Annotated in this window: 19 protein-coding genes and 1 tRNA gene; 13 read left to right on the forward strand and 7 right to left on the reverse strand. The window is 57.3% G+C overall.

The features are described 5' to 3' along the window. Positions 1 to 2 precede the first annotated feature (2 nt). From F8N36_RS00595 to F8N36_RS00605, 3 genes are all read left to right on the forward strand, one after another. Positions 3 to 3,002: an AIR synthase-related protein gene (locus F8N36_RS00595; RefSeq protein WP_291330812.1), complete on the forward strand. Its 3,000-nt coding sequence runs from the start codon at positions 3 to 5 to the stop codon at positions 3,000 to 3,002. Positions 3,003 to 3,532: 530 nt separating this feature from the next. Further along, positions 3,533 to 4,357, forward strand: a complete 825-nt coding sequence (locus tag F8N36_RS00600) for a septal ring lytic transglycosylase RlpA family protein (RefSeq protein ID WP_291330813.1) — start codon at positions 3,533 to 3,535, stop codon at positions 4,355 to 4,357. A 141-nt stretch (positions 4,358 to 4,498) separates the two neighbouring features. After that, entirely contained in the window at positions 4,499 to 5,428 is a 930-nt protein-coding gene (locus tag F8N36_RS00605) for a DMT family transporter (protein ID WP_366247015.1), read from the forward strand. 78 nt (positions 5,429 to 5,506) lie between these two features. Here F8N36_RS00605 and leuB read toward each other — a convergent pair whose 3' ends face one another. The 6 genes from leuB to F8N36_RS00635 all read right to left on the reverse strand — a co-directional run bounded on the left by leuB (position 5,507) and on the right by F8N36_RS00635 (position 11,933). Then, positions 5,507 to 6,580 (reverse strand): 3-isopropylmalate dehydrogenase, encoded by a 1,074-nt coding sequence (gene leuB, locus F8N36_RS00610; RefSeq protein ID WP_291330814.1) that lies wholly within the window; start codon positions 6,578 to 6,580, stop codon positions 5,507 to 5,509. A 195-nt stretch (positions 6,581 to 6,775) separates the two neighbouring features. Continuing rightward, positions 6,776 to 7,267, reverse strand: coding sequence for a 3-isopropylmalate dehydratase small subunit (locus F8N36_RS00615; RefSeq protein ID WP_291330815.1), 492 nt, complete (start codon positions 7,265 to 7,267; stop codon positions 6,776 to 6,778). Between the two features lie 66 nt (positions 7,268 to 7,333). Continuing rightward, on the reverse strand, positions 7,334 to 8,596 hold the full coding sequence (locus F8N36_RS00620; protein ID WP_291330816.1) for a 3-isopropylmalate dehydratase large subunit: 1,263 nt from the start codon (positions 8,594 to 8,596) through the stop codon (positions 7,334 to 7,336). A gap of 220 nt (positions 8,597 to 8,816) precedes the next feature. Beyond that, the gene (locus tag F8N36_RS00625; RefSeq protein WP_291330817.1) at positions 8,817 to 10,364 is read right to left on the reverse strand and encodes a 2-isopropylmalate synthase; all 1,548 of its coding nucleotides are present in this window, start codon (positions 10,362 to 10,364) and stop codon (positions 8,817 to 8,819) included. A 116-nt stretch (positions 10,365 to 10,480) separates the two neighbouring features. Then, positions 10,481 to 11,242, reverse strand: coding sequence for a CDP-diacylglycerol--serine O-phosphatidyltransferase (pssA, locus tag F8N36_RS00630; RefSeq protein WP_291330818.1), 762 nt, complete (start codon positions 11,240 to 11,242; stop codon positions 10,481 to 10,483). 49 nt (positions 11,243 to 11,291) lie between these two features. After that, positions 11,292 to 11,933: a phosphatidylserine decarboxylase family protein gene (locus F8N36_RS00635; RefSeq protein ID WP_291330819.1), complete on the reverse strand. Its 642-nt coding sequence runs from the start codon at positions 11,931 to 11,933 to the stop codon at positions 11,292 to 11,294. A 268-nt stretch (positions 11,934 to 12,201) separates the two neighbouring features. Here F8N36_RS00635 and F8N36_RS00640 point away from each other — a divergent pair, with 268 nt between their 5' ends. From F8N36_RS00640 to infA, 5 genes are all read left to right on the forward strand, one after another. After that, a complete protein-coding gene (locus tag F8N36_RS00640) occupies positions 12,202 to 12,540 on the forward strand; it encodes a chemotaxis protein (protein ID WP_291330820.1) in 339 nt (112 codons plus the stop codon). A gap of 3 nt (positions 12,541 to 12,543) precedes the next feature. Continuing rightward, positions 12,544 to 13,752: a metal-dependent hydrolase gene (locus F8N36_RS00645; protein WP_291330821.1), complete on the forward strand. Its 1,209-nt coding sequence runs from the start codon at positions 12,544 to 12,546 to the stop codon at positions 13,750 to 13,752. Between the two features lie 190 nt (positions 13,753 to 13,942). Then, on the forward strand, positions 13,943 to 14,434 hold the full coding sequence (moaC, locus tag F8N36_RS00650) for a cyclic pyranopterin monophosphate synthase MoaC (protein WP_291330822.1): 492 nt from the start codon (positions 13,943 to 13,945) through the stop codon (positions 14,432 to 14,434). Beyond that, entirely contained in the window at positions 14,431 to 15,276 is an 846-nt protein-coding gene (lgt, locus tag F8N36_RS00655; RefSeq protein WP_291330823.1) for a prolipoprotein diacylglyceryl transferase, read from the forward strand. Before moaC ends, lgt begins: the two co-directional genes overlap by 4 nt. 135 nt (positions 15,277 to 15,411) lie before the next feature. After that, the gene (gene infA, locus F8N36_RS00660; protein ID WP_006008898.1) at positions 15,412 to 15,630 is read left to right on the forward strand and encodes a translation initiation factor IF-1; all 219 of its coding nucleotides are present in this window, start codon (positions 15,412 to 15,414) and stop codon (positions 15,628 to 15,630) included. A 100-nt stretch (positions 15,631 to 15,730) separates the two neighbouring features. Here infA and F8N36_RS00665 read toward each other — a convergent pair whose 3' ends face one another. Continuing rightward, positions 15,731 to 16,201, reverse strand: coding sequence for a phosphatidylglycerophosphatase A (locus F8N36_RS00665; RefSeq protein ID WP_291330824.1), 471 nt, complete (start codon positions 16,199 to 16,201; stop codon positions 15,731 to 15,733). A gap of 121 nt (positions 16,202 to 16,322) precedes the next feature. Between F8N36_RS00665 and F8N36_RS00670 the strand changes: the two genes are divergently transcribed. From F8N36_RS00670 to ablB, 5 genes are all read left to right on the forward strand, one after another. After that, entirely contained in the window at positions 16,323 to 16,763 is a 441-nt protein-coding gene (locus tag F8N36_RS00670) for a hypothetical protein (RefSeq protein ID WP_291330825.1), read from the forward strand. 120 nt (positions 16,764 to 16,883) lie between these two features. Continuing rightward, positions 16,884 to 16,969: transfer RNA gene (locus tag F8N36_RS00675), tRNA-Leu, on the forward strand. A 514-nt stretch (positions 16,970 to 17,483) separates the two neighbouring features. Next, positions 17,484 to 18,713: a PAS and helix-turn-helix domain-containing protein gene (locus F8N36_RS00680; protein ID WP_291330826.1), complete on the forward strand. Its 1,230-nt coding sequence runs from the start codon at positions 17,484 to 17,486 to the stop codon at positions 18,711 to 18,713. Positions 18,714 to 19,173: 460 nt separating this feature from the next. Beyond that, complete coding sequence (ablA, locus tag F8N36_RS00685; protein ID WP_291330827.1) at positions 19,174 to 20,490, forward strand: lysine 2,3-aminomutase; 1,317 nt, start codon at positions 19,174 to 19,176, stop codon at positions 20,488 to 20,490. After that, positions 20,477 to 21,316 (forward strand): putative beta-lysine N-acetyltransferase, encoded by an 840-nt coding sequence (gene ablB / locus F8N36_RS00690; RefSeq protein WP_291330828.1) that lies wholly within the window; start codon positions 20,477 to 20,479, stop codon positions 21,314 to 21,316. The genes ablA and ablB overlap by 14 nt, the downstream gene beginning before the upstream one ends. Positions 21,317 to 21,424: the final 108 nt, after the last annotated feature.

Consider the following 21,424-nt stretch of genomic DNA (forward strand, 5'->3'; position numbering starts at 1 on the left):
CCATGCTCTATAGGGTGGAAACCGGCCCCCGCGCCGGACTCGACGATACCCAGGGTCGCAAAACGGCCCAGCACCTGCGCAAGGCGCTTAACATTTCTGTTTCCGGCGTCCGCCAGATCAAGGTATTTACGGTGGACGGCCTTGATGCCGCGCAGGTGGCGCGTCTGCTGGACGAAAGCATCTGGCACGACCCCATTCTTCAGGAAGCCTCACTTGAGCCGCTGCCCCTGCTCGACACCACGGCAGACTGGTTTGTGGAAGTGGGTTTTCGCCCCGGCGTGACCGACAACGAGGCCCGCACCGCGCGCGATACCGCCGCCATGGTGCTGGATATTCCGCGCGACAGCCTGCGCGTGTACACGGCCGTGCAGTACCGCATCAGCAGCGACAAGGCAGCGCCCCTCACCCTCGATCAGGTGGACGCACTGGCCCGCGACCTTTTGTGCAATACGCTTATCCAGCGTTACCGCATCAAGAGCCGCCAGGAGTGGGACGCACAGTCGGGCTTTGAGGCCCAGGCCGCCAGGGTTACGGGCGAAATCAACGAGGCCGTTGACACCATCAACCTGTCCTCCATGGGCGACGATGCCCTCACCAAGGCCAGCCGCGAAAATACCTGGGCCCTGAACCTCAGGGAAATGCACTGCATCCGCGAGCAGTTCACTGCCCCGGAAGAGGCTGACCGCCGCAAGGCTCTGGGCCTGCCTGCCGACCCCACCGATGTGGAAATGGAAGTGCTGGCACAGACCTGGTCCGAGCACTGCAAGCACAAGATCTTTGCCTCGCGCATCAATTATACCGATGCCGCCACAGGCCGCCGCGAAGTGGTGGACAACCTGTACAAGACCTGCATCCGCGACGCTACGGCCATGCTGCGCGAGCGCATGGGCGAAAACGACTATTGCAAGTCCGTCTTCAAGGACAACGCGGGCGTTATCTCGTTCATCAACGGCTACGATGCCTGCATCAAGGTTGAAACCCACAATAGCCCCTCGGCGCTCGACCCTTACGGTGGCGCCCTTACCGGTATTGTGGGCGTAAACCGCGACCCCATGGGCACGGGCATGGGCGCGGAACTGGTGTGCAATACGGACGTTTTCTGTTTTGCCTCGCCCTTCCACGACAAGAACCTGCCCCCGCGTCTGCTGCACCCCCGCCGCGTGCTTGAAGGCGTGCGTGAAGGTGTGGAACACGGCGGCAACAAGTCGGGCATTCCCACGGTCAATGGTTCGCTGGTGTTTGACGAGCGCTACCTTGGCAAGCCGCTGGTGTACTGCGGTACGGTGGGCATTATTCCCGCCGAGCTGCACGGCCGCCCCGGCTGGTTCAAACAGGCAGAGGAAGGCGACTATATCGTCATGACCGGTGGCCGTATTGGCAAGGACGGCATCCACGGCGCAACATTCTCGTCTGAAGAGCTGCACGAAGGCTCGCCCGCCACGGCCGTGCAGATTGGCGACCCCATCACCCAGCGCAAGATGTACGACTTCATCATGCGCGCCCGCGACATGGGCCTGTACCATGCCATCACCGACAACGGCGCTGGCGGCCTTTCCTCCTCTGTGGGCGAAATGGCCGAAGATACGGGCGGCTGCGTGCTCGACATCGCCAAGGCCCCGCTGAAGTACGACGGCCTGCGCCCCTGGGAAATTCTGCTTTCAGAAGCCCAGGAACGCATGACCCTGGCCGTGCCCGCTGAAAAACTCGACGAATTCATGGCCCTTGCGGCCCGCATGGATGTGGAAGCCACGGCTCTTGGCCGCTTCACCACCTCTGGCTACTTTGAAGTGCGCTACCACGACCGCATCATCGCTTCCATGCCCATGGAATTCATGCACGAAGGCGTGCCGCAGCTGGAGCTTGAAGCCGAGTGGAAGGCCCCGGAAACCACCGACATTACCATGGACGTGGCCGCCGTTGAGCAAACCGCCTTTTTGCAGCGCATGCTGGGCACGCTCAACATCTGCTCCAAGGAATATATCATCCGCCAGTATGACCACGAAGTACGCGGCGGCAGCGTGGTGAAGCCTCTCGTGGGCGTCAAGCGCGATGGCCCCGCCGACGCGGGCGTTATCCGCCCCCTGCTGGAATCGGACGCTGGCCTTGTGATTTCGCACGGCATCTGCCCCAAGTTCAGCGATTACGATACCTACTGGATGATGGCCAACGCCATGGACGAAGCCATCCGCAACGCCGTGGCCGTGGGTGCAGACCCCGACGCCCTGGCCGGCGTGGACAACTTCTGCTGGTGCGACCCTGTGGTCAGCCCCTCCAACCCCGATGGCCGCTACAAGCTGGCCCAGCTGGTGCGCGCCTGCCGTGCCCTGCGGCAGTTCTCGCTGGCCTTTGGCGTACCTTGCATTTCGGGCAAGGACTCCATGAAGAACGACTACACCGGCGGCGGCGAGCGCATTTCCATTCCGCCCACGGTGTTGTTCTCCATCATGGGCGTCATCCGAAATGTCACCGCCGCCCAGACCTCTGACTTCAAGCAGCCCGGCGACGCCATTTACGTGCTTGGCGGCACCTGGCGTGAAATGGCCGGCAGCGAAGCCGCCACCGAGCTGGGCCTCAAGGGTGGCCGAGTGCCCCATGTTGAAGCCGCCAGCGCCATGCAGCGCTACCGCGCGGTCAACGCCCTCATGGGGCAGCGCGCCTTTTCGGCCTGCCACGACTGCTCTGACGGCGGCCTTGCCGTGGCCATTGCAGAAATGTGCATAGGCGGACGCCTGGGCGCGGAAATTGACCTCAATGCCGTGCCCGCCCTGGACGCCATGAACGTGACCGAACTGCTCTACAGCGAAAGCGCCAGCCGTCTGGTTGTGAGCGTGAAGCCCGACATCGCCATGATTCTTGATGCCCTTGGCCAGTGGCAGCTTTGCGCACGCATCGGCACGGTCACCGGAACTGGCCAGTTGACCATGAAATCCGGCGACAGCGTGATTGTCGATTCTTCGGTGGAAGATCTGGCCCGCGCCTTCAAGAGAACGCTGGACTGGTAACCCACCACAGCACCTGCAAAGAATGCAATTGGGCAGACGGCTTTGGCTGTCTGCCCTTTTTATTTTCGTTTTCCCGCCCATTGCCATTTGTTATTTTCACGCCATTCTTTATAAAAAAACGCTGCAGGCACACCATAACGCATGCCGGTCAACAGCCGGCCAGCCTCCGCCCGAGCATCACCGGAAGCGGAAATTTCCCCCCCACAAAGGCCGCCTTTTTACCCTCCTCTTGCCGTTTTGTTTGCATCAAAGTGGCGGCAATTTCCTACCGCCATACTGCCCAATTTGGCATTCTCTAGACTATTTTTTGTATAACATGCTGATTTAAAAAGGCTTATCAGTTTGACACGCGGTATTTTTTTACTGTATATTCCCCGTACAAAGAACAGGCACTCCCCTGGGGAACCGATGGACGTGGAGCGCAAGGCGCGCTTGCTGCCATCATTGTAAGGTTTCTGGGGTCAGAACCGCGGGCGCGGTTCGCCCGGCAATTTCGCTGGTCAGCCTCGAACTCTAACAAAGGAACGATCATGAAGTATTCACGCTGGCCATTAGTGCTGGCGGCCATAGCCCTTTGCATGCTTTTGGCCCCCCCCATGAACGCCGACGCGGCTTCACAAAGCGCTCCCTCTGATCAAAAGCACAAGAACGCTGCCTCTTCCGCCGCCAAAAAGTCTTCTGGCGACACTGATACTCGCAAATCCAAACGCGAAAAATCCAGTGAAAAATCCGCCTCTTCGTCGCACAGCTCGCGCTCCAAGCGCGATAAAGCTGAATCGCGCTCCAAATCCAAGCAACGCAATTCTTCGTCCAAGCAGTCGGCCTCCATTGATGCAGACCGCAGGGACAGTACCGACAGCCGCGATATCTGGCTGAAGCGTGCTCAGGAGAGCGAAATCATGACCGGCAAGGCATCATGGTACGGACGTGATTTTCACGGCGGCCCCACTGCCAGCGGCAATGATTACGACATGTATACCTTCACCGCCGCACACCGCACCCTGCCCATGGGCACGGTTGTTCGCGTCACCGACCAGGAAAACGGCAAGAGCGTTATGGTCTGTGTGACGGACAGGGGTCCCTTTGTGCGCGGGCGGGTTATCGACCTTTCTTTTGCGGCCGCCCAGCAGATTGATATTGGCAACCGCGGCGTCAGCCGGGTTGAGCTGGAAGTGGTCAGCGATGAGAGCGGCACGCCGCTGAAGCCCGACGAAGCATTTTTTGTGCGCTACAATGCGGCGCAGAGCGATGAAAAAATCGGACCCTACCGCGCCTTTGCTGATGCCGCCGCCATGCACGAAGCCCTGCGTCAGGTTCACCCTGAAGCCGAGGTGGTCATAGACCAGTCCCGCTAGTTCTCACGCAGGCCCACAATGCTGACTGCCATACGGCAGGCACGCAGATTTTGCAGTAAAACGTCCCCGGTATCAGCTGGGGACGTTTTTTTGTCATGCTGCGGGCTTGCCACCCTGCTTCTTCCCCGGTATGGAATCTGATTGTCATTTACCACCAAGAAGGATGCAATGGGCTTCTTTTACAGTATCGTGTCGTCAGCGGCCTTTGGTCTGATTCCACTGTTTACCCTGCCGCTCATGAAGCTTGGCGTATCTGGGCCCACGGCGCTTTTTTACCGCTTTGCCATTGCCACGGTCGTGCTGGGCATTGTGCTTGCCATGCGCGGCGAGCGCTTTGGCGCGCGCGGCATTGACCTGTGCAAGCTGGCAGGCATGAGCTTTATGTACACCATGGCGGCCCTGCTGTTTTTCTGGGGCTTCAAGCACATGCCCAGCGGCGTTGTGGCGACCATACAGTTTACCTACCCGGTCATGGTCATGCTGATCATGACGGTTTTTTACCACGAGCGATTTTCGTGGATAACGGCCACATCCATTGCCTTTGCCATTGCGGGCGTCTACCTGCTCAGTGGCGGGGGCGACGGCGATGGCGGCACAGAAATGGGCATGAGTCTGCTGGCCATTTCGCTGCTGCTGCTCTCTGCCCTGTGCAACGCCATTTATATTACCACCATCTACGCAGCACGCATACCCAACATGAGCGGCCTTGTGATGACGTTTTACGTGCTGGCATTCGGCGCTGTCATATCTGGCGGCAATTCCCTGCTTTCCGGCACGTTCCAGCCCCTGCATTCGTGGTGGGAGCTGCTGCTTGCCACCCTTCTGGCCGTGGTTACGGCTGTGGTGTCAAACCTCACCCTCATTCTGGCGATCCAGCGCATCGGCTCTACCCTGACGTCCATTCTGGGCGTCATGGAACCGGTTACGGCCGTTGCCGTAGGCATTCTGGTGTTCAACGAGCCCTTCAGCCTTTCGCTGGTGGTGGGTGTGGGGCTTATCGCTGCCTCTGTGGTGTTGGTGATGCTGGGCAAACAGATAACGGAATTTTTCCAGCGGCATAAACCTGCCTGATGAGCGTCAGATTAAAAAATAAAAAAGGCCACCCACAGAATAGGGGTGGCCTTTTTTATGATCGCGTTGCAGGGGAGGCTACAGCCGTTCCACAACCTTGTCGCCCATTTCCTTGCAGCCCAGCAGGGTTTTGCCGGGCTCCATTATATCGCCGGTGCGGAACCCGTCTGCCAGGGTTTTGCGCACGGCTGCTTCAATGGCGTCGGCTTCCTTGCCCATGTCAAAACCGAGGCGCAGCATCATGGCCCCGGAAAGAATTGTTGCAAGGGGGTTGGCCTTGTTCTGGCCCGCGATGTCGGGCGCAGAGCCGTGGATGGGCTCGAACAGGCCGGGACCCGTGGCACCCATGGAGGCGGACGGCAGCATGCCCAGCGAGCCGGTGATGACCGAGGCTTCGTCGGACAGAATGTCGCCAAAGATGTTGCCCGTGAGGATCACGTCAAACTGCGAGGGATCGCGCACCAGCTGCATGGCGGCATTGTCCACGTACATGTGGGTCAATTCCACATCAGCATACTGACGGTGTGTTTCGAGGACCACTTCCTTCCACAGGCGCGAGGTTTCGAGCACATTGCTTTTTTCTACCGAGCACACCTTGCCGCGGCGCTTGCGGGCCGTTTCAAAGGCCACCGTGGCGATACGGCGAATTTCTTCTTCGTTGTAAACCATGGTGTTGTAGCCGGTGCGCAGACCGTCGCGCACTTCCTGCCCGCGCGGTTCGCCAAAATAGATGTCGCCGGTGAGCTCGCGCACCACCACAAGATCAAGCCCCTTGGCGGCAATATCCGCGCGCAACAGGCAGGCCCCTGCCAGCTCGGGCAGCAGCATGGCCGGGCGCAGGTTGGCAAAAAGGGCCAGTTCCTTGCGGATTCGCAGCAGGCCTTTTTCCGGCCTTTTTTCTGGAGCAAGGGCGTCCCACTTGGGGCCGCCCACGGCTGCCAGAAAAACAGCGTCGGCAGCGCGGCACTTGCGCACGGTTTCTTCCGGCAGAGGATCGCCGGTGGCGTCGATGGCAGAGCCGCCAATGTGGGCGGTTTCAAACACAAAATCGTGGCTGAATTTTTCAGCGGCGGCCTTCAGAACCTTAACACCCTCGTCCAGAATCTCCGGGCCGATGCCGTCACCCGGCAAAAGGCAGATGGTCTTTTTCATGGTATATCCTTGAACTCAATTCTTTCTGTTGATGCTTATCTTCCTGTAACTATACACTTATCAGCTATTTTTCTAAATTGGATTGTTGTTCTCTGGCAAGGTAGAGAGTTCTTTTTTACGCAGGGAGTGTACTCTCATGGTACTCGACCGGAGTAAAAAGGACTCTCTAACGCAGCCAGAGAGCAAAAGGCCAATTTAGGCAAGGCGTTCCTTGACATAGCCGACAAGCCCACCCTTATCGAGGATAGCCGCCATAGACTTGGGCAACGGCGGGCAGGTGATTTCCACGCCGTTAGTGAGGTCGCGTATAACACCGGTGGTGGCGTCAATTTCGAGATCGTCACCATCGTTGATCTTGTCCACATCGTCGCCCACTTCCATGAGCAGCAAGCCCATGTTGAACGAGTTGCGGTAAAAGATGCGAGCAAAGCTGTGACCGATAACCACCTGCATGCCAGCGCCAAGAATGGCTATGGGCGCATGCTCGCGCGAGGAACCGCAACCAAAGTTGCGGCCCGCAACCATGATGTCGCCGGGGGTGACGCGCTTGACCCAGTCGGGCTCAAGGCCGGACATGCAGTTTTCGCCCAGTTTTTTGGCATCGATGGTAACCAGAAAACGCGCGGGAATGATGGCATCTGTATCAATATGTTCGCCCACTTTGTGGGCCTTACCCTTGTAATTCATGCGGCTGTCCTTCTTTCTCTGCGCCGGGGCAGGGCCGGGGCGCAGGCAGGTGCTGTTTTTTGCTGCCTACAGCTGATCGGGCCCGGCCACGCAACCCGCAATGGCCGAAGCGGCTGCCACAATGGGGCTGGCCAGATACACTTCTGAGCTCAGGCTGCCCATGCGGCCCTTGAAATTGCGGTTGGTGGTGGCCACGGCGCGTTCGCCATCGCCCAGAATGCCCATGTGACCGCCAAGGCAGGGGCCGCAGGTGCAGGGACCGACCACACAGCCGGATTCCATAAAGATTTCGATGAGGCCTTCCTTGAGGCACTGCTTCCACACCGTGGGGGTGGAGGGCAGCACGATACAGCGCAGATGCTTGGCAACCTTGCGGCCGCGCAGCACTTCGGCGGCATCGCGCATATCGCTGATGCGACCGTTGGTGCACGAGCCGATGACCACCTGCTGGATGGGCGTGTCACGCACTGCGGAAACAGGCTTTACGTTGGAAGGCAGGTGCGGGCAGGCCACCACGGGCTCCTTACCGGTCACATCAATGTTGACCACGCGCTCGTACACTGCGCCCGGGTCGGCGGCCAGATCCTGCGTAAGACCGGGGCGCTTGTGCTCCGCGCAGTAGGCACGGGTTTTGGCGTCCACCGCAAACAGGCCCACCTTGCCGCCAGCCTCGATGGCCATGTTGGCCATGCACAGGCGGCCTTCAACCGAAAGGCCGTCGACCACAGAGCCGCCAAATTCCAAAGCCTTGTACAAAGCACCGTCCACACCTATGGCGCCGATGAGCATGAGCATAAGGTCTTTGCCGCGCAGCCACTTGGGCATCTGACCGTCAATATTCACGCGAATGGTGGACGGCACCTTGAACCAAGTTTCGCCCAGAGCCATGGCGGCGGCGATATCGGTAGAACCCATGCCCGTGGCAAATGCGCCAATGCCGCCGTAGGTGCAGGTATGACTGTCTGCGCCGATAACCACATCGCCGGGGCCCACAAGGCCCTGCTCAGGCAGCAAGGTGTGTTCCACGCCGCAGTCGCCGCCTTCATAATAATGGGTGATATTCTGTTCCTGTGCAAACTTGCGGGTCACCATGACCTGATTGGCGGAATCGATATCTTTTTGCGGCGTAAAGTGGTCCATGACCAGAGCGATCCTGTCTTTGTCAAAAACCTTTTCCGCGCCCATTCCCTTGAAGGATTTGATGGCAAGAGGGCCGGTAATGTCGTTGGCAAGCACCAGCGACACGCGGCACTGAACAATCTGGCCGTCCTGTTCCACAACTTCGTCTGTGTGGGCTTGCAAAATTTTTTGCGCAAGCGTCTGTGGCATGGTCTACTCCTTTCATCCTGAACTTCACCGAGGGGGGCGCGGCGAATACGGTTTCACTGTGGCGCAAAAAAAGTGTGCGCCCGGTGTTTGTTGCGAAAAGCTGCGGCAGGTTCATGCCTGCCCGTGGCTGGCTGCGCGTAGCGGGTTGCGCCTTGATCTTACAGGCCAGCCGCCCCTTGCAGGAGACGGCCAGGCCCGTTGCAACCAGAGTAAACAGCCGCTAACAGTGCTGGCAGTGAAGACGTGGGCCTTCCTGCTCCTTTTTGAACAGATGGTTCAGCGCGTTGACATAGGCACGGGCGCTGGCCACGAAAATATCGGGGTGGGTACCGCGGCCCACAGCGCTGATATCGCCCTCGCGCAGACGCACGGTCACTTCGCCCTGGGCGTCCGTGCCGCCGGTGATGGCGTTGATAGCGTACTGCTCAAGTTCGGGCTGGCGGCCCACCATATCTGCAATGACGTTGAACAGGGCATCCACAGGGCCAACGCCAAAGCCTGCGCCGCTGCGCTCAATCCCCTTAATGTCCATGATAACGGCGGCCGTGGGCGGCACACCGCCCGCATCGGAGCTCTGCACGCTCACATGGCGCAGGCGGAAGAGATCGGGCATGCGGTACACTTCTTCCTGCACAAGGGCCATGAGGTCATCGTCGTGCAGGGTCTTTTTGCGGTCAGCCAGCTGTTTGACGGCTTCAAACACGAGGTTGAGCTGGTCGTCGTCGAGCTTGTAGCCCATGCTTTCAAACTTGTTGCGCACTGCGTTGCGGCCAGAGTGTTTGCCAATGACAAGGTTGCTCTCTGTGCGGCCCACAGACTGCGGGGTCATGATCTCGTAAGTTTCGCGGTTCTTGAGCATGCCATCCTGATGGATGCCGGACTCGTGGGCAAAGGCGTTGGCGCCCACAATGGCCTTGTTGTTGGCGATGGGCTGACCAATGGTCATGGAAAGCAGGCGGCACGAGGGGTAGAGCTGCTCGGTCACGATGTTGTGCTCAAGCTTGAAGTAGTCGTGGCGTACACGCAGGTTCATGACTACTTCTTCAAGGGCGGCGTTACCGGCGCGTTCGCCAATGCCGCACAAGGTCACCTCTGCCTGACGCACGCCCACGCGGAAGGCAGCCAGGGTGTTGGCCACGGCAAGCCCAAGGTCGTTGTGGCAGTGCACGCTGAAGATGGCCTTGTCGCTGTTTGGCGTATTGCGGATCACATGGTCGATGAGGGCGGCGTATTCTTCCGGCACCGCGTAGCCCACGGTGTCGGGCAGGTTGATGGTGGTGGCGCCGGCATTGATGGCGGCCTCAACCACGCGGCAGGCAAAGTCGCCCTCGGTGCGCGAAAAATCCTCAAGGGAAAATTCCACGTTGCTGGTGTAAGAGGCGCAGCGCTTTACGCCCTCGACGATCATTTTAAGGACGTCTTCGGGCTCTTTGCGCAGCTTGTGCTTCATATGGAGGGGAGAAGTGGACAAAAAGACATGGATGCGGGGATTCTTGGCCACTTTAACGGCTTCCCAGCAGCGGTCGATATCGTTGGGAACGCAACGGGCAAGGCCCGCCACCTGAATATCCCCGGCCTGGGCGGCTATGCGCTGCACGGATTCAAAATCGCCGGGGCTGGAGGCGGGAAAGCCCGCTTCCATGATGTCCACGCCCAGCACTTCAAGCTGGTGCGCAACACGCAATTTTTCCTGCAAATTCATGGTGGCGCCGGGCGACTGCTCGCCATCGCGCAAAGTAGTATCGAAAAAATAGACACGGTTGTTCATGACAAACTCCTCTGGTGCTGACAAAGATGGCTATATCTTGCATAACGGCCACCGTAAAGGGCGGCTGTCCAGGGGAGCGTTTCCGCCCTATGGGGGCGGCGAACCGTTACGCAACCTCAATCGCTCTGGGGCGATAGGGCGCGTAGTAGCTGACGATTGCGGCGGGGAAGGATAACGAAGGTGTAGACAATGCCGCCCACGATATAGACGGCGCAAAGCACAAAACCCATGACGCGCGGAAAGGAAACAACCGTTCCGAGCACAAGCAAAAAGCAGAGCATGGTGCGGATGGGGTGGGCGCGCAAGAAGTCGTATTCCTTAAAGGAAAAGTAACGCACCTTGCTGACCATCAAAACCCCAACGCCGATGGCGAGCACCAGGGTCATGTAGGGCAGGGCCCCAAGCATGGCATCGGGAAAATGCGCGGCGCAGAAAACAAAGGTAACCACCGTGCAGCCTGCCGCAGGAATGGGCAGACCGATGAAAAAGCGCTTGCCCACAGCAGCCGTGCTTACGTTGAACCTTGCGAGGCGCAACGCGCCGCAGGCGGCGTAAATAAAGGCGGCGGCAATTCCCATGCGGCCAAGTGACGAAAGCTGCCACTGCCACATGAGCATGCCGGGGGCAATGCCAAAGGCCACAAGGTCTGAAAGGGAATCGTACTGAACGCCAAACTCGCTGGCGGTATTGGTAAGGCGGGCCACCTTGCCGTCCAGCCCGTCCATGACGGCAGAAAGCAGAATGGCGAAACAGGCCGATTCATAACGGCCCTGCACAGCCCAAACCATAGACAAAAAGCCAAGAAACATGCTCAACGTCGTGATCATGTTCGGCAGGAGGTAAACTCCCTTGCGCGGCTTTTTAACTTCGGGGGCCATTATTCACCATCTTTGAAAACTGCCGCCAATTGCGGCTTTGCGGGTTGGGCTACTTTGCCCTTGCCACCACAGTCTGCCCGGCGAATACCTGTTCGCCGATGCGTGTGGCCGCAACATATCCCTGCGGAAGGTAAAGGTCAACTCGCGAACCAAAACGAATCATGCCATAGCGCTGCCCGCGGGCAAGGGCCTCACCCTCGTCAACACGGCAGACAATGCGGCGGGCGATGAGCCCGGCAATCTGTACCATGGTCCAGGGGTTGCCCTGCTCGTCGCGCATGCTGTAGGCGCAGCGCTCGTTGTGCGTAGAGGCCTTGTCAAAGGCGGCATTTACAAACGCACCGGGAAAATACTTGATGCCCTCTATTGTTCCCGCCACAGGGGCCCGGTTAACGTGCACGCTGAACACATTCATAAAGATGCTCACGCACAGTTTGGGCTCGTCGGTGAAGGGATCGGGGCGTTCTTCGATGCGGATAACCTTGCCATCTGCGGGGCTGACGGCAAGCCCCTCGCCCTGGGGCACTACCCGCTCGGGATCACGGAAAAAGTGCATGCTGAACCAGCACAGGGCCAGAAAGACCACAGCCAGCGGCCACCAGCCCATGCAGGCAAAAACCAGCGCGCTCAGCGCGGTAAGGCCTATGCAGGGCCAGCCCTCGGGGGTTATGCCGCAGTTGGGTGTACGCATGGCGACTCCTGTGTTGCTTGGCGCGGGCAAAACGACGATATGACCAGCCCGCAAAATCTGTTTCGGCCACATGCCGAATGTTTTACATACCCCGCCCTTGGCCCCAAGGCAAGCCCCGCAGCATCCACGCCCTGCCATGCCGTTGCATGTTTTGCCCGCACTGTCGGACAAAGGCTTCAGCAGCCCCGCAACACATACCGCCACCGCTACCCGGCCCGGCTCAGGCCCGCCTATTGCGAAGATGTCATGAGGAAGCTATACTGAAATTATGAACAGAAAGACCGCTGCCTGCCTCCTGGTACTGCTGCTGGCCGCCTCTGGCGGCATGGGTGGTTGCGGCCCCAAAGATATTGGCGAGGGCTCATCTGCCAGCTACGACTCACAGCCCCAGGGCGTGAGCGTGGAAGATCAGCTGCGCTACCCCATCTATGGCTCAAGCAACACGCAGCGCATGCTCTATATGCAAAACCGACCGGATGTAATGGCGAACGTGCAGCAGTGGCGCATTAACCAGTTTCGCCGGGCCAACAGATTTGACAACGCAACAGACCCCGAAGACCCGCAATACAGGGCTGTTCCCAAGCAGCGCAGTCCTTTCAGGCAATAACTGATGGACCCGATTACCCATGCCGCCAGCGGCGCGGTGGCCATGTTCGCCATGCCCAACCGCCCCGCAAGCCGTCTGGCCGTTCCCTTGGCCGCTCTGGCCGCACTTTCACCCGACGTGGACGTGGTTTTTGCTCAAACGCCTCTGCTGTTTTTGCTGCTGCACAGGGGCATCACGCATTCACTGGCGGCGGCCCCCCTGCTTGGCCTTGTGTTTGCGCTGGCCGGTTACGCATTGTGGCGTCCGTCTACCGCGCGGCACTGGAGCTTTGCCGGGGCATGGCTGTTTATGACTGCCATGATCCTGCTGCACATCTGGCTTGATTGCATTACCACCTACGGAACCATGATTCTTCTGCCTTTTTCAGACCTGCGCGTGCGGCTGAACGGGGTTTTTATTATTGACCTGCTGCTGACCTTGCCCCTGCTGTGGGCCATCTGGCGATGGCGTGCGCGACGGGGCCTCATGCTGCTGGCAGCGACGTGGATTTTTATCTATCCCGCCATTTCCATCGGCCTCAATGCCTGGCACACGGCACAGACACGCGAGCGCCTCACGGCGCAAGGCCGCGCGCCCCAAAATCTTGTGGTGCTGCCAGATGCCTTTTCGCCTTTTTTCTGGCGCGCCCTATATACGGAACCAGCCTCCGGCGGCCTGATGGTCCACACCCAGGGCATGAACGTACTGGGCACACCCTTTGGCCCGGAAACAGCCACCCCATCCCTGCCCGACAGCCTGGCCCGCGACCTTGCACTGCAATCTACAGCGGCAAAGGCCTTTTTGCAGTTTACCCTGCTACCCGTGGTGGCCCCCCTGCCAGCCAGCATGCTGCCCGCAGACATTTCGCAGGCAACGCAGCCAGCAGACGCCCCGTCTCCCAGCTTTATACTGGTGCACGACCAGCGTTTTGGTACCAACATTGCTTTGGTGCGCAGTATCATGGACATGCGCCCCAGTGCAGATATTCCCTTTAAATACATGGCAGAGCTGGCCCCAGCACCCGCTCCGGCCGAGCAGGAAACACCTTCTGCCGAATCCGCGCCCGAAAGCGGCAAATCAGCTGCGCCAGCCATATCTGCTACGCAGGCCTTTTCTCAGCGCCTGCTGCGTGAGCGCCTGCGATTTTCTGACAGCCGCCGCGATTCCCTCTGGCAGGCACCCCGCCCGCCCACACAGCCGAGCCTGCTGCAATGGCTGACAGGCCTGCGCTAAACCGCCCTCTACTGACCAGCGGGGTGGCGTACGGCGCATTCTCTGCCAGCTACCCTGCCATTTGCTTCAATGACTCCTGTGCCTTTTTGGGGTAGTGTTGATTTTCTCCCCCGCCAGCCCTGCGGCCAACGGGTGTGCCCTAAAAATTGCCCTCCGGCAGACAGCCGCCGGGGACGACCCAGAGGTAGCAATGAACGACAACTTTACGCATCTCGACAGCCACGGCAATGTAACCATGGTGGACGTGGGTGCCAAAACCCATAGTGAACGTGTGGCCATTGCCGAAGCAGTGGTTGAACTGGCTCCGGCCACCATGGAGTTGCTGCGCAAAAACGCCCTGCCCAAGGGCGATGTGCTCACCTGCGCCAAGATTGGAGGCATCATGGCCGCCAAACGCACCGGCGAGCTTATACCCATGTGCCATCCCCTCAATCTGACCTATGCGGATGTGCGCTTTACGGTGACCGAAATGCCGCCCACGGTGCGCATAGTGGCAGAAACGCGCACGGTGGGCCCCACCGGCGTTGAGATGGAAGCAATCGTTGCCGCCCAGACAGCGGCGGCCACCATATACGATATGTGCAAAGCCGTGCAGCGCGATATTGTTATCAGCGGGGTACGCCTGCTGCACAAGCGCGGCGGCAAAAGCGGCGAATTTAACGCTCAGGATTTCAAAGCATGAATCTTGCCCAAATAGACCCCGTAGCCCTTTCCATAGGCAGCCTGCAGCTGCGCTGGTACGGGCTGATGTATCTGGCCGGTTTTGGTCTTGGCTGGCTGCTCGGCCGCTGGCGTGCCTCACGCCCCGGTTCCGGCTGGACAGCCCCCGACGTGGACGACCTGCTGACCTGCGTGATGATCGGCATTATTCTGGGCGGCAGGCTCGGCTACGTGCTGTTTTACGACCTGCCCGTGTACATCAACGATCCCATGGAAATCATGCGCATCTGGAACGGCGGCATGTCGTTTCATGGCGGGCTGTTGGGCGTGCTTGGCGCGTTTTGGTATTTTGCCCGCTCGCGTGGCAGAACTTTTCTGGAAGTCTCCGATTTTATTGCGCCGCTGATTCCACAGGGCCTGTTTTTTGGCAGGCTCGGCAACTTTATCAACGGCGAATTGTGGGGCAAGGTCAGCGATGTGCCGTGGGCCATTGTGTTTCCCGGTGCGGGACCGCTGCCGCGTCACCCCTCGCAGCTTTACGAGGCCGTGCTTGAAGGGCTGGTGCTCTTCATCATGGTGTGGGTATTTTCGCTAAAACCCCGCAAGCTGGGAGCGGTTTCTGGCCTGTTTGCCCTCGGCTACGCTGTGTTTCGTTTTGCCGTGGAATTTGTACGCATGCCCGACGTGCAGCTGGGCTATCTGGCCTTTGGCTGGCTGACCATGGGGCAGCTTTTGTGCGTACCGCTTATGCTGGCGGGTGGATGGCTGCTGTGGCGCAAGGCTCCGGTACTGGCCCCGCATTTGCCACAGGCCGAACAAAAGGATGCCCACCGCAACAAACAGTCCAAGGGCCGCAAGAAATAACTTTTGCACAGGTATGCATAGCGGGCGCTGTCTGCACGCGGTGCCGCCCAAATTCAGGGGCACCGGCGTGTTGACAGCGCCACGCTTTTTTGTGAAGCTGACCGGCGTTTATCCACATCATATTTTGGAGTACACATGGCCAAGGAAGGATCAATCGAAGTAGACGGCGTGGTGCAGGAAGCCCTGCCCAACGCCATGTTCCGCGTGGAACTGGAAAACGGCCACGAAGTTCTGGCCCACATTTCTGGCAAAATGCGCAAGTTTTATATCCGCATTCTGCCCGGCGACCGCGTTAAGGTCGAACTTTCTCCTTACGACCTCACCCGCGGGCGCATCACCTACCGCATGAAGTAGCTGCGGGCGCGGCGGCTTTTTCCGCCACCAGAGTGGCCTTTTGCGCCATTGGCCGCGCCCCCTTGCAGACCTACGCCCTCAGTGGCCCGTGCCCTCGGCCTTATACAAGGCCAACCACACGCAGCAGGGCCACGCACAGCAAGGCCCACACGCCAGCCACAACATCATCTATCATGATGCCGAACCCGTCGGGCAGCCAGTTTTCCGAGGCCCGTACGGGCCATGGCTTGCAGATGTCAAAAAGCCGGAAAAAGGCGAACGCCGCCAGCACCAGCCAAAAGCTGGGGCTTTCAAAGGGCAGCAGCACAAGCCATACCCCTACCAGCTCGTCGATAACCACCTCGCCGGGGTCTTTGCGTTCAAGCAAATGCTCGGCGCGGGTGGCGGCCAGCCCCCCCAGCACAAAAATAACCACCAGCAGCACTGCCCGCCAGGGCAACGACAGCGGCAAAAAGATATACGGGGCCAGCAGGCAGGCTATGGCCGTGCCCCATGTCCCCGGGGCCTTGGGATCAAGCCCGGCTACCCCCAGGCGGCAGAACGACAGAATCAGCTTGTCAAAAAAACTCATGCGGCCTCCGCGATGTGCGTGTTTTTTGTGCACCTTACGCTCAAAGCCCGCGTAAGACCAGCACAGAAGACATCCACGCGCAATTATTGCCTAAAGAGTTTATTTGCCGTATATGCAGCCCATGGACAAGAACCGCAGCGAACTTTTCGCCCACTTCAGCTACGACGACAGCCTCACTTACGAGGCGCTGCTTGAAGTGGAAGAAGACCTGACCCGCGATGTTGAGCTGCTGCTCCAGCGGGCCGGGGCTGCCCACCTTGATTTTACCCCCTTGGGTGACGCCCTCATGTTCCAGTGCGTTTTTGAAGCGCACCGGCTCTATGTGTACCGCAAAATTGCCCTTGAAATTGCCGCTCTTCTGCCTCAAGGTGTACGCGGCAGACTGCTGTGCGTAGACAAAAATTTTGAGTCCATGCACGTTTTCTGGCTGCGGCCCGGCGAATGGCAGGAAGAAGAGCGCCCGGTCCCTGCAGACCCGCCAGCCAACCTCAAAACCTGGCGCATCGCCTCAGCAGACGCTCCGGATGCCGCCGCTGGCGAGACTGAAGACGGGGAAGAATAAAAGGAATACTCATGGGGCAGAAGCAGAAAAGCAGGGTATCGAACCTGCCATAATTTTGCCTAAGTTTACCCCAAGACCAGATCAATTGAGCGGCGCGCGCCGCTAGCCACCGCAACACATGCCCGGATGGTGGAATGGTAGACACAAGGGACTTAAAATCCCTCGGCCGCAAGGCTGTGCGGGTTCAAGTCCCGCTCCGGGTACCATTAAATATCAAGGGAATTCCCGGATTCGTTAAGACGACGAATCCGGGAATTTGATTTCTTGGTCCACTTTAGCTCCAGCGCTTCCACCGACAAGGAGCAAGCATGGACACAATTTCGCATTGTGGAGGTCTCCCAAGAGACTCCTGCGAAGGGCCTGGGCTTCAGCAAAATTAACGCAGAGGGCATAACTCTGCGATACGCAATTTCCTTTCCATACCCCTCAAAAAACCGCAATTTTGAAAATATCAACATCTGTGATATGGTCTTTCAGCCAGCCTGAAGTCTATAATTAATCTGAGCATAAAACCACGATCTCGCAATCTACGCTCGATACACACTTGCATTACACTTCAGGCTGGCATCATAAATCAGAAACATTGCCTTGTATTCACAGCAATACATGTTCAATTTCAGCTATATTTGCCTCTAAATATCACCGCTTAATTTCTTGCTGTTTTTCAATTTTATTGAGCAGTACACGTTTTATCCATTCCTGCCAGCAAAGGGAGAATGCATGCCCCCAAAAAAGCACCTCGCCAACAAGCCCAAACCCCACCCGAAACAGTCTGAACAAAAAGCAAGCAGCAACACCACAAAACTGCATGAAGAACTCATTCTTTTTGCTGACAGTTCAGGCAATCTTACCGACTTTGACATGACCAGGCTGCAAGACATTGTAAGACAGGCAAAAAAACATACACTTTTCTGGAAAACCCTGGCTCTTGGCACAGATTCGCTCGCCGAAACACTCGCACAATTCCCTCCTTTCCAAAGTCACAAGATCACTTGCAGCGATAGCCCCGGCTATACATTGCGAATTGCCCCTCTGCCTGACCAGCTTTCCACAAGCGGTGGATATGCCCTCGCCATAACAGCAGGGCGCTCACTGGAAGCGATTTGTCAGACATACAAGGAACGCCTCGACGACAACATAACGGCATGGTCCGACTCCATCACTCTTTTCAACGCGCTTTTTGATACGGCTAAAGATTCCACCTTGCTGCTGGACGAATCTGGCGTTGTTCTTACAGCAAATCTTGCCGCTCTTGGCAGGCATGCCCCAGAAGGACAGGTTCTTGCTGGCACGCCAGCCATGGCTCTTTTTGGCAAACGGTTTCGCCCATCCCTGCAGCGGGCGCTCACCTCCATACGGCCCAAAGACATCCATACTGAAAAAGTTGTCGCTCTTGATCGCAATGGGCAAGCCTTCCCTGCTGAAGCAATACTGCGCAAAATCACGTTTTCTACACACAGCCTGTACCAGCTCATATTGCATGACCTGACCACACAGGAAGAACTGCGCGGCAAAAAAGCTGAAGTGGAAGAAATGAATATCACCCTGCGGCAGGTAATTCGATCTGTGGAGGAAGAACGCCAGGAACTGCGCGAGCAGCTCAGCAATCAGGTCAAAAAACGCATGCTGCCGGCTCTGGAACAGGTAGCCAAGGCCGATTCTGCCGAAATTCGCGATGGATACATCAGCCTTATTGAAGAGCACCTGACCGGCCTGACAGAAGAGGGAGCCAGCAGCTGTGCCCCCGAGCTGCTGCGCCTGTCGCCGCGAGAATTCAGGGTTTGCCAGCTTATCCAGGTGGGCCAGAGCGGAAAAGAAATTTCTCGGGCCTTGAGCATTTCGTTTGAAACCCTGCAAACCCACCGCAAAAATATTCGACGCAAGTTGGGCCTTCGTGGAAAAAGCACATCTCTCTACCAGTATCTACGCCAAACAATGCCCATGACCTAGAAAACCGGGTATGACATCATACCCGATCATTACCCGCATATCCCCCTTGATGGCTTTTTACATTACTGATTCAATATATATATCGAATCATTACTGCCGACTATTCGTTATTTCTATCCTATGAAACGGCGCATGTATTATGCATTTTCCGCGCATAACCCCATATTTTTGAATCAACAGCTTAAAACTATAATGAATTTTTATATCTTTTAGAATCTATAATTATCCGTGCAGTCGTCTATTGAAATTCTGCACCACATTATCCAAATCATACAGTCAATTACAAAATAGGTTTCACAAAAAAACCTGTACTACAACCTGTTTTTTGGGGAGGGACATGCCCCTCTTGCTCAGTGCGAGCGCATGCACAGAAACCATGACTGCACCATTTTTTTGAAAATCCCCGCAAGCCCCAAATTCACGAGCTTTTGGGGCAAATCCTTTAATCAGGAGACCATGCATGGGTATATTTAACGATCATCAGCAGGATCTTGCTGAAACCCTCAGCGACAATACTTCCAAATCGGACTGGACAAACTGGAAGTGGCACATACGCCACGCCATAAAAAATGTGGATGCTTTTGAACGCGCGCTCGGCATTGCCTTTTCACCGCGCGAAAAAGACATTTATCAACAAACCCTCGATAAATTCCCCATGTCGGTAACGCCGTACTATCTTTCGCTCATCGATGCTGAAAATTACGCCACCGACCCAATTTTCATGCAGTCTTTCCCTAGTCCGGAAGAACTGAAAATAGAGCGCTATGACATGTCCGATCCTTTGCATGAGGAAAAGGACAGCCCCGCCCCCTGCATCACGCACCGATACCCCGACCGTGTTCTCTTTCATATCAGCAACACGTGTTCCATGTATTGCCGCCACTGCACACGCAAACGCAAAGTTGGCGATGTGGAGTCCATACCCTCCCGGGCAAACATGGAGCAGGGGCTCGAATATATTCGCAATACCCCGCAAATACGCGATGTGCTTCTTTCAGGTGGCGACCCCTTCATGCTGTCAGATGAAAGGCTCGACTGGATACTCACAAGAGTGCGAGAAATTGAGCATGTGGAGGTGGTGCGCATTGGCACCCGCATGCCCGTGGTACTGCCCTATCGCGTTACGGATGAGCTGGTGGCAATGCTCAAAAAGCACCACCCGCTGTGGATCAATACCCATTTCAACCACCCGCGCGAAATAACCGAATCTTCTCGCAAAGCCCTGCGCAAGCTCGCCGATGCCGGCATTCCGCTGGGCAATCAGAGCGTGCTGCTGGCTGGGGTCAACGACTGCCAGCGCATCATCAAGACCCTTAACCAGAAGCTGGTCAAAAACCGCGTGCGCCCATATTATCTCTATCAGTGCGACCTTTCCGAAGGACTCACCCATTTCAGAACGCCAGTCAGCAAGGGTATCGAGATACTGGAGAGCCTGCGGGGCCACACCAGCGGTTTTGCTGTGCCCACCTATGTGGTGGACGCGCCCGGTGGTGGGGGCAAAATTCCGGTCATGCCCAATTATATCGTTTCGTGGGGAACCAACAAGGTAGTGCTGCGCAACTACGAGGGTGTTATCACCATTTATAACGAACCCCATTCGTATGAGCCCACGTACTGCGACAGAGAGTGCTCAAAATGCAACCTGCTGCTCAAGGAAGACGACGCAGTTGAAAAGGCCGTAGGCATAGAAAAGCTTCTTTCTGACTGGGACGACACAATCAGTCTTACGCCAGAAAACAACGCACGCCTTGAAAGGAGAGAAGATGCAGACGGATAGCATTGTCAGCATGGGCAATTCGCTTGTGCAGCATGGCCCGGCCAACAACCGCGTGTATCTGCTCAAGCTCGACCCCCGTGATCTCCCCGACATAATAGATGCCATCTGTGATCTTGGGCATACCAACGGTTATTCCAAGCTTTTCGCGAGGGTACCGGCCACGGCTTACAGGCAGTTTACGGCGAGAGGATTTATTGAAGAAGCTCTGGTGCCTGCAATGTGCAAGGGCAAATGCTCGGGAATTTTCATGAGCAGGTATCTGGATAAGGCACGCGCTGTTCCGCGCGACAGCAAGCTGATTGCCAGGGTTCTGGAAACCGCACGCCGTAATGCCCAGCAGCCGACAAAACTCTATGACACAGATAATGTTGTGCAACTGGACGCGGCCCACGCCGATGAACTGGCCGGAATATACAGCCGGGTATTTGAATCATACCCATTTCCCATCCACGATCCTGAATTTATCCGCCAATCCATGAAGAACAACGTGATTTTCTTCGGCATTCGCAACAGCGGAAATCTTGTGGCCGTTGCGTCGGCCGAAATGGACAAATCCTGGGGATGCGCAGAAATGACAGACTTTGCCACCTTGCAGGAGCATCAGGGAACAGGCGCTGCAGGCACACTGCTGACCCGCATGGAAACAGTCATGCATGCCAGAGGCATTCACACAACATACACCATAGCCCGCGCGGAAAGCTTTGGAATGAATATTGTTTTCGCAAAAAGGGGGTATATGTTCAGCGGAACCCTGTATAATAATACCCAGATTGGCGGCACGCTTGAAAGCATGAACGTATGGCACAAAAAAATTGCTGCCAGATAACCCAGCACAGACTATCTGCAATAATTCATCACCTCGCGAGTACAGGGGCAGCCCCCCCTGTGCTTGCAACATTCCCTCTAATTGAAACTGGGGTTTTTCGCCCACGGC

Source organism: Desulfovibrio sp., from assembly GCF_009712225.1.
Classification (GTDB): Bacteria; Desulfobacterota; Desulfovibrionia; order Desulfovibrionales; family Desulfovibrionaceae; genus Desulfovibrio.

Coding starts and splice junctions, on each gene's coding strand:
- F8N36_RS00595 (WP_291330812.1), top strand. CDS start 3: ATGCTCTATAGGGTGGAAACCGGCCCCCGCGCCGGACTCGACGATACC.
- F8N36_RS00600 (WP_291330813.1), top strand. CDS start 3,533: ATGAAGTATTCACGCTGGCCATTAGTGCTGGCGGCCATAGCCCTTTGC.
- leuB (WP_291330814.1), bottom strand. CDS start 6,580: ATGAAAAAGACCATCTGCCTTTTGCCGGGTGACGGCATCGGCCCGGAG.
- F8N36_RS00615 (WP_291330815.1), bottom strand. CDS start 7,267: ATGAATTACAAGGGTAAGGCCCACAAAGTGGGCGAACATATTGATACA.
- F8N36_RS00620 (WP_291330816.1), bottom strand. CDS start 8,596: ATGCCACAGACGCTTGCGCAAAAAATTTTGCAAGCCCACACAGACGAA.
- F8N36_RS00625 (WP_291330817.1), bottom strand. CDS start 10,364: ATGAACAACCGTGTCTATTTTTTCGATACTACTTTGCGCGATGGCGAG.
- pssA (WP_291330818.1), bottom strand. CDS start 11,242: ATGGCCCCCGAAGTTAAAAAGCCGCGCAAGGGAGTTTACCTCCTGCCG.
- F8N36_RS00635 (WP_291330819.1), bottom strand. CDS start 11,933: ATGCGTACACCCAACTGCGGCATAACCCCCGAGGGCTGGCCCTGCATA.
- F8N36_RS00640 (WP_291330820.1), top strand. CDS start 12,202: ATGAACAGAAAGACCGCTGCCTGCCTCCTGGTACTGCTGCTGGCCGCC.
- F8N36_RS00645 (WP_291330821.1), top strand. CDS start 12,544: ATGGACCCGATTACCCATGCCGCCAGCGGCGCGGTGGCCATGTTCGCC.
- moaC (WP_291330822.1), top strand. CDS start 13,943: ATGAACGACAACTTTACGCATCTCGACAGCCACGGCAATGTAACCATG.
- lgt (WP_291330823.1), top strand. CDS start 14,431: ATGAATCTTGCCCAAATAGACCCCGTAGCCCTTTCCATAGGCAGCCTG.
- infA (WP_006008898.1), top strand. CDS start 15,412: ATGGCCAAGGAAGGATCAATCGAAGTAGACGGCGTGGTGCAGGAAGCC.
- F8N36_RS00665 (WP_291330824.1), bottom strand. CDS start 16,201: ATGAGTTTTTTTGACAAGCTGATTCTGTCGTTCTGCCGCCTGGGGGTA.
- F8N36_RS00670 (WP_291330825.1), top strand. CDS start 16,323: ATGGACAAGAACCGCAGCGAACTTTTCGCCCACTTCAGCTACGACGAC.
- F8N36_RS00680 (WP_291330826.1), top strand. CDS start 17,484: ATGCCCCCAAAAAAGCACCTCGCCAACAAGCCCAAACCCCACCCGAAA.
- ablA (WP_291330827.1), top strand. CDS start 19,174: ATGGGTATATTTAACGATCATCAGCAGGATCTTGCTGAAACCCTCAGC.
- ablB (WP_291330828.1), top strand. CDS start 20,477: ATGCAGACGGATAGCATTGTCAGCATGGGCAATTCGCTTGTGCAGCAT.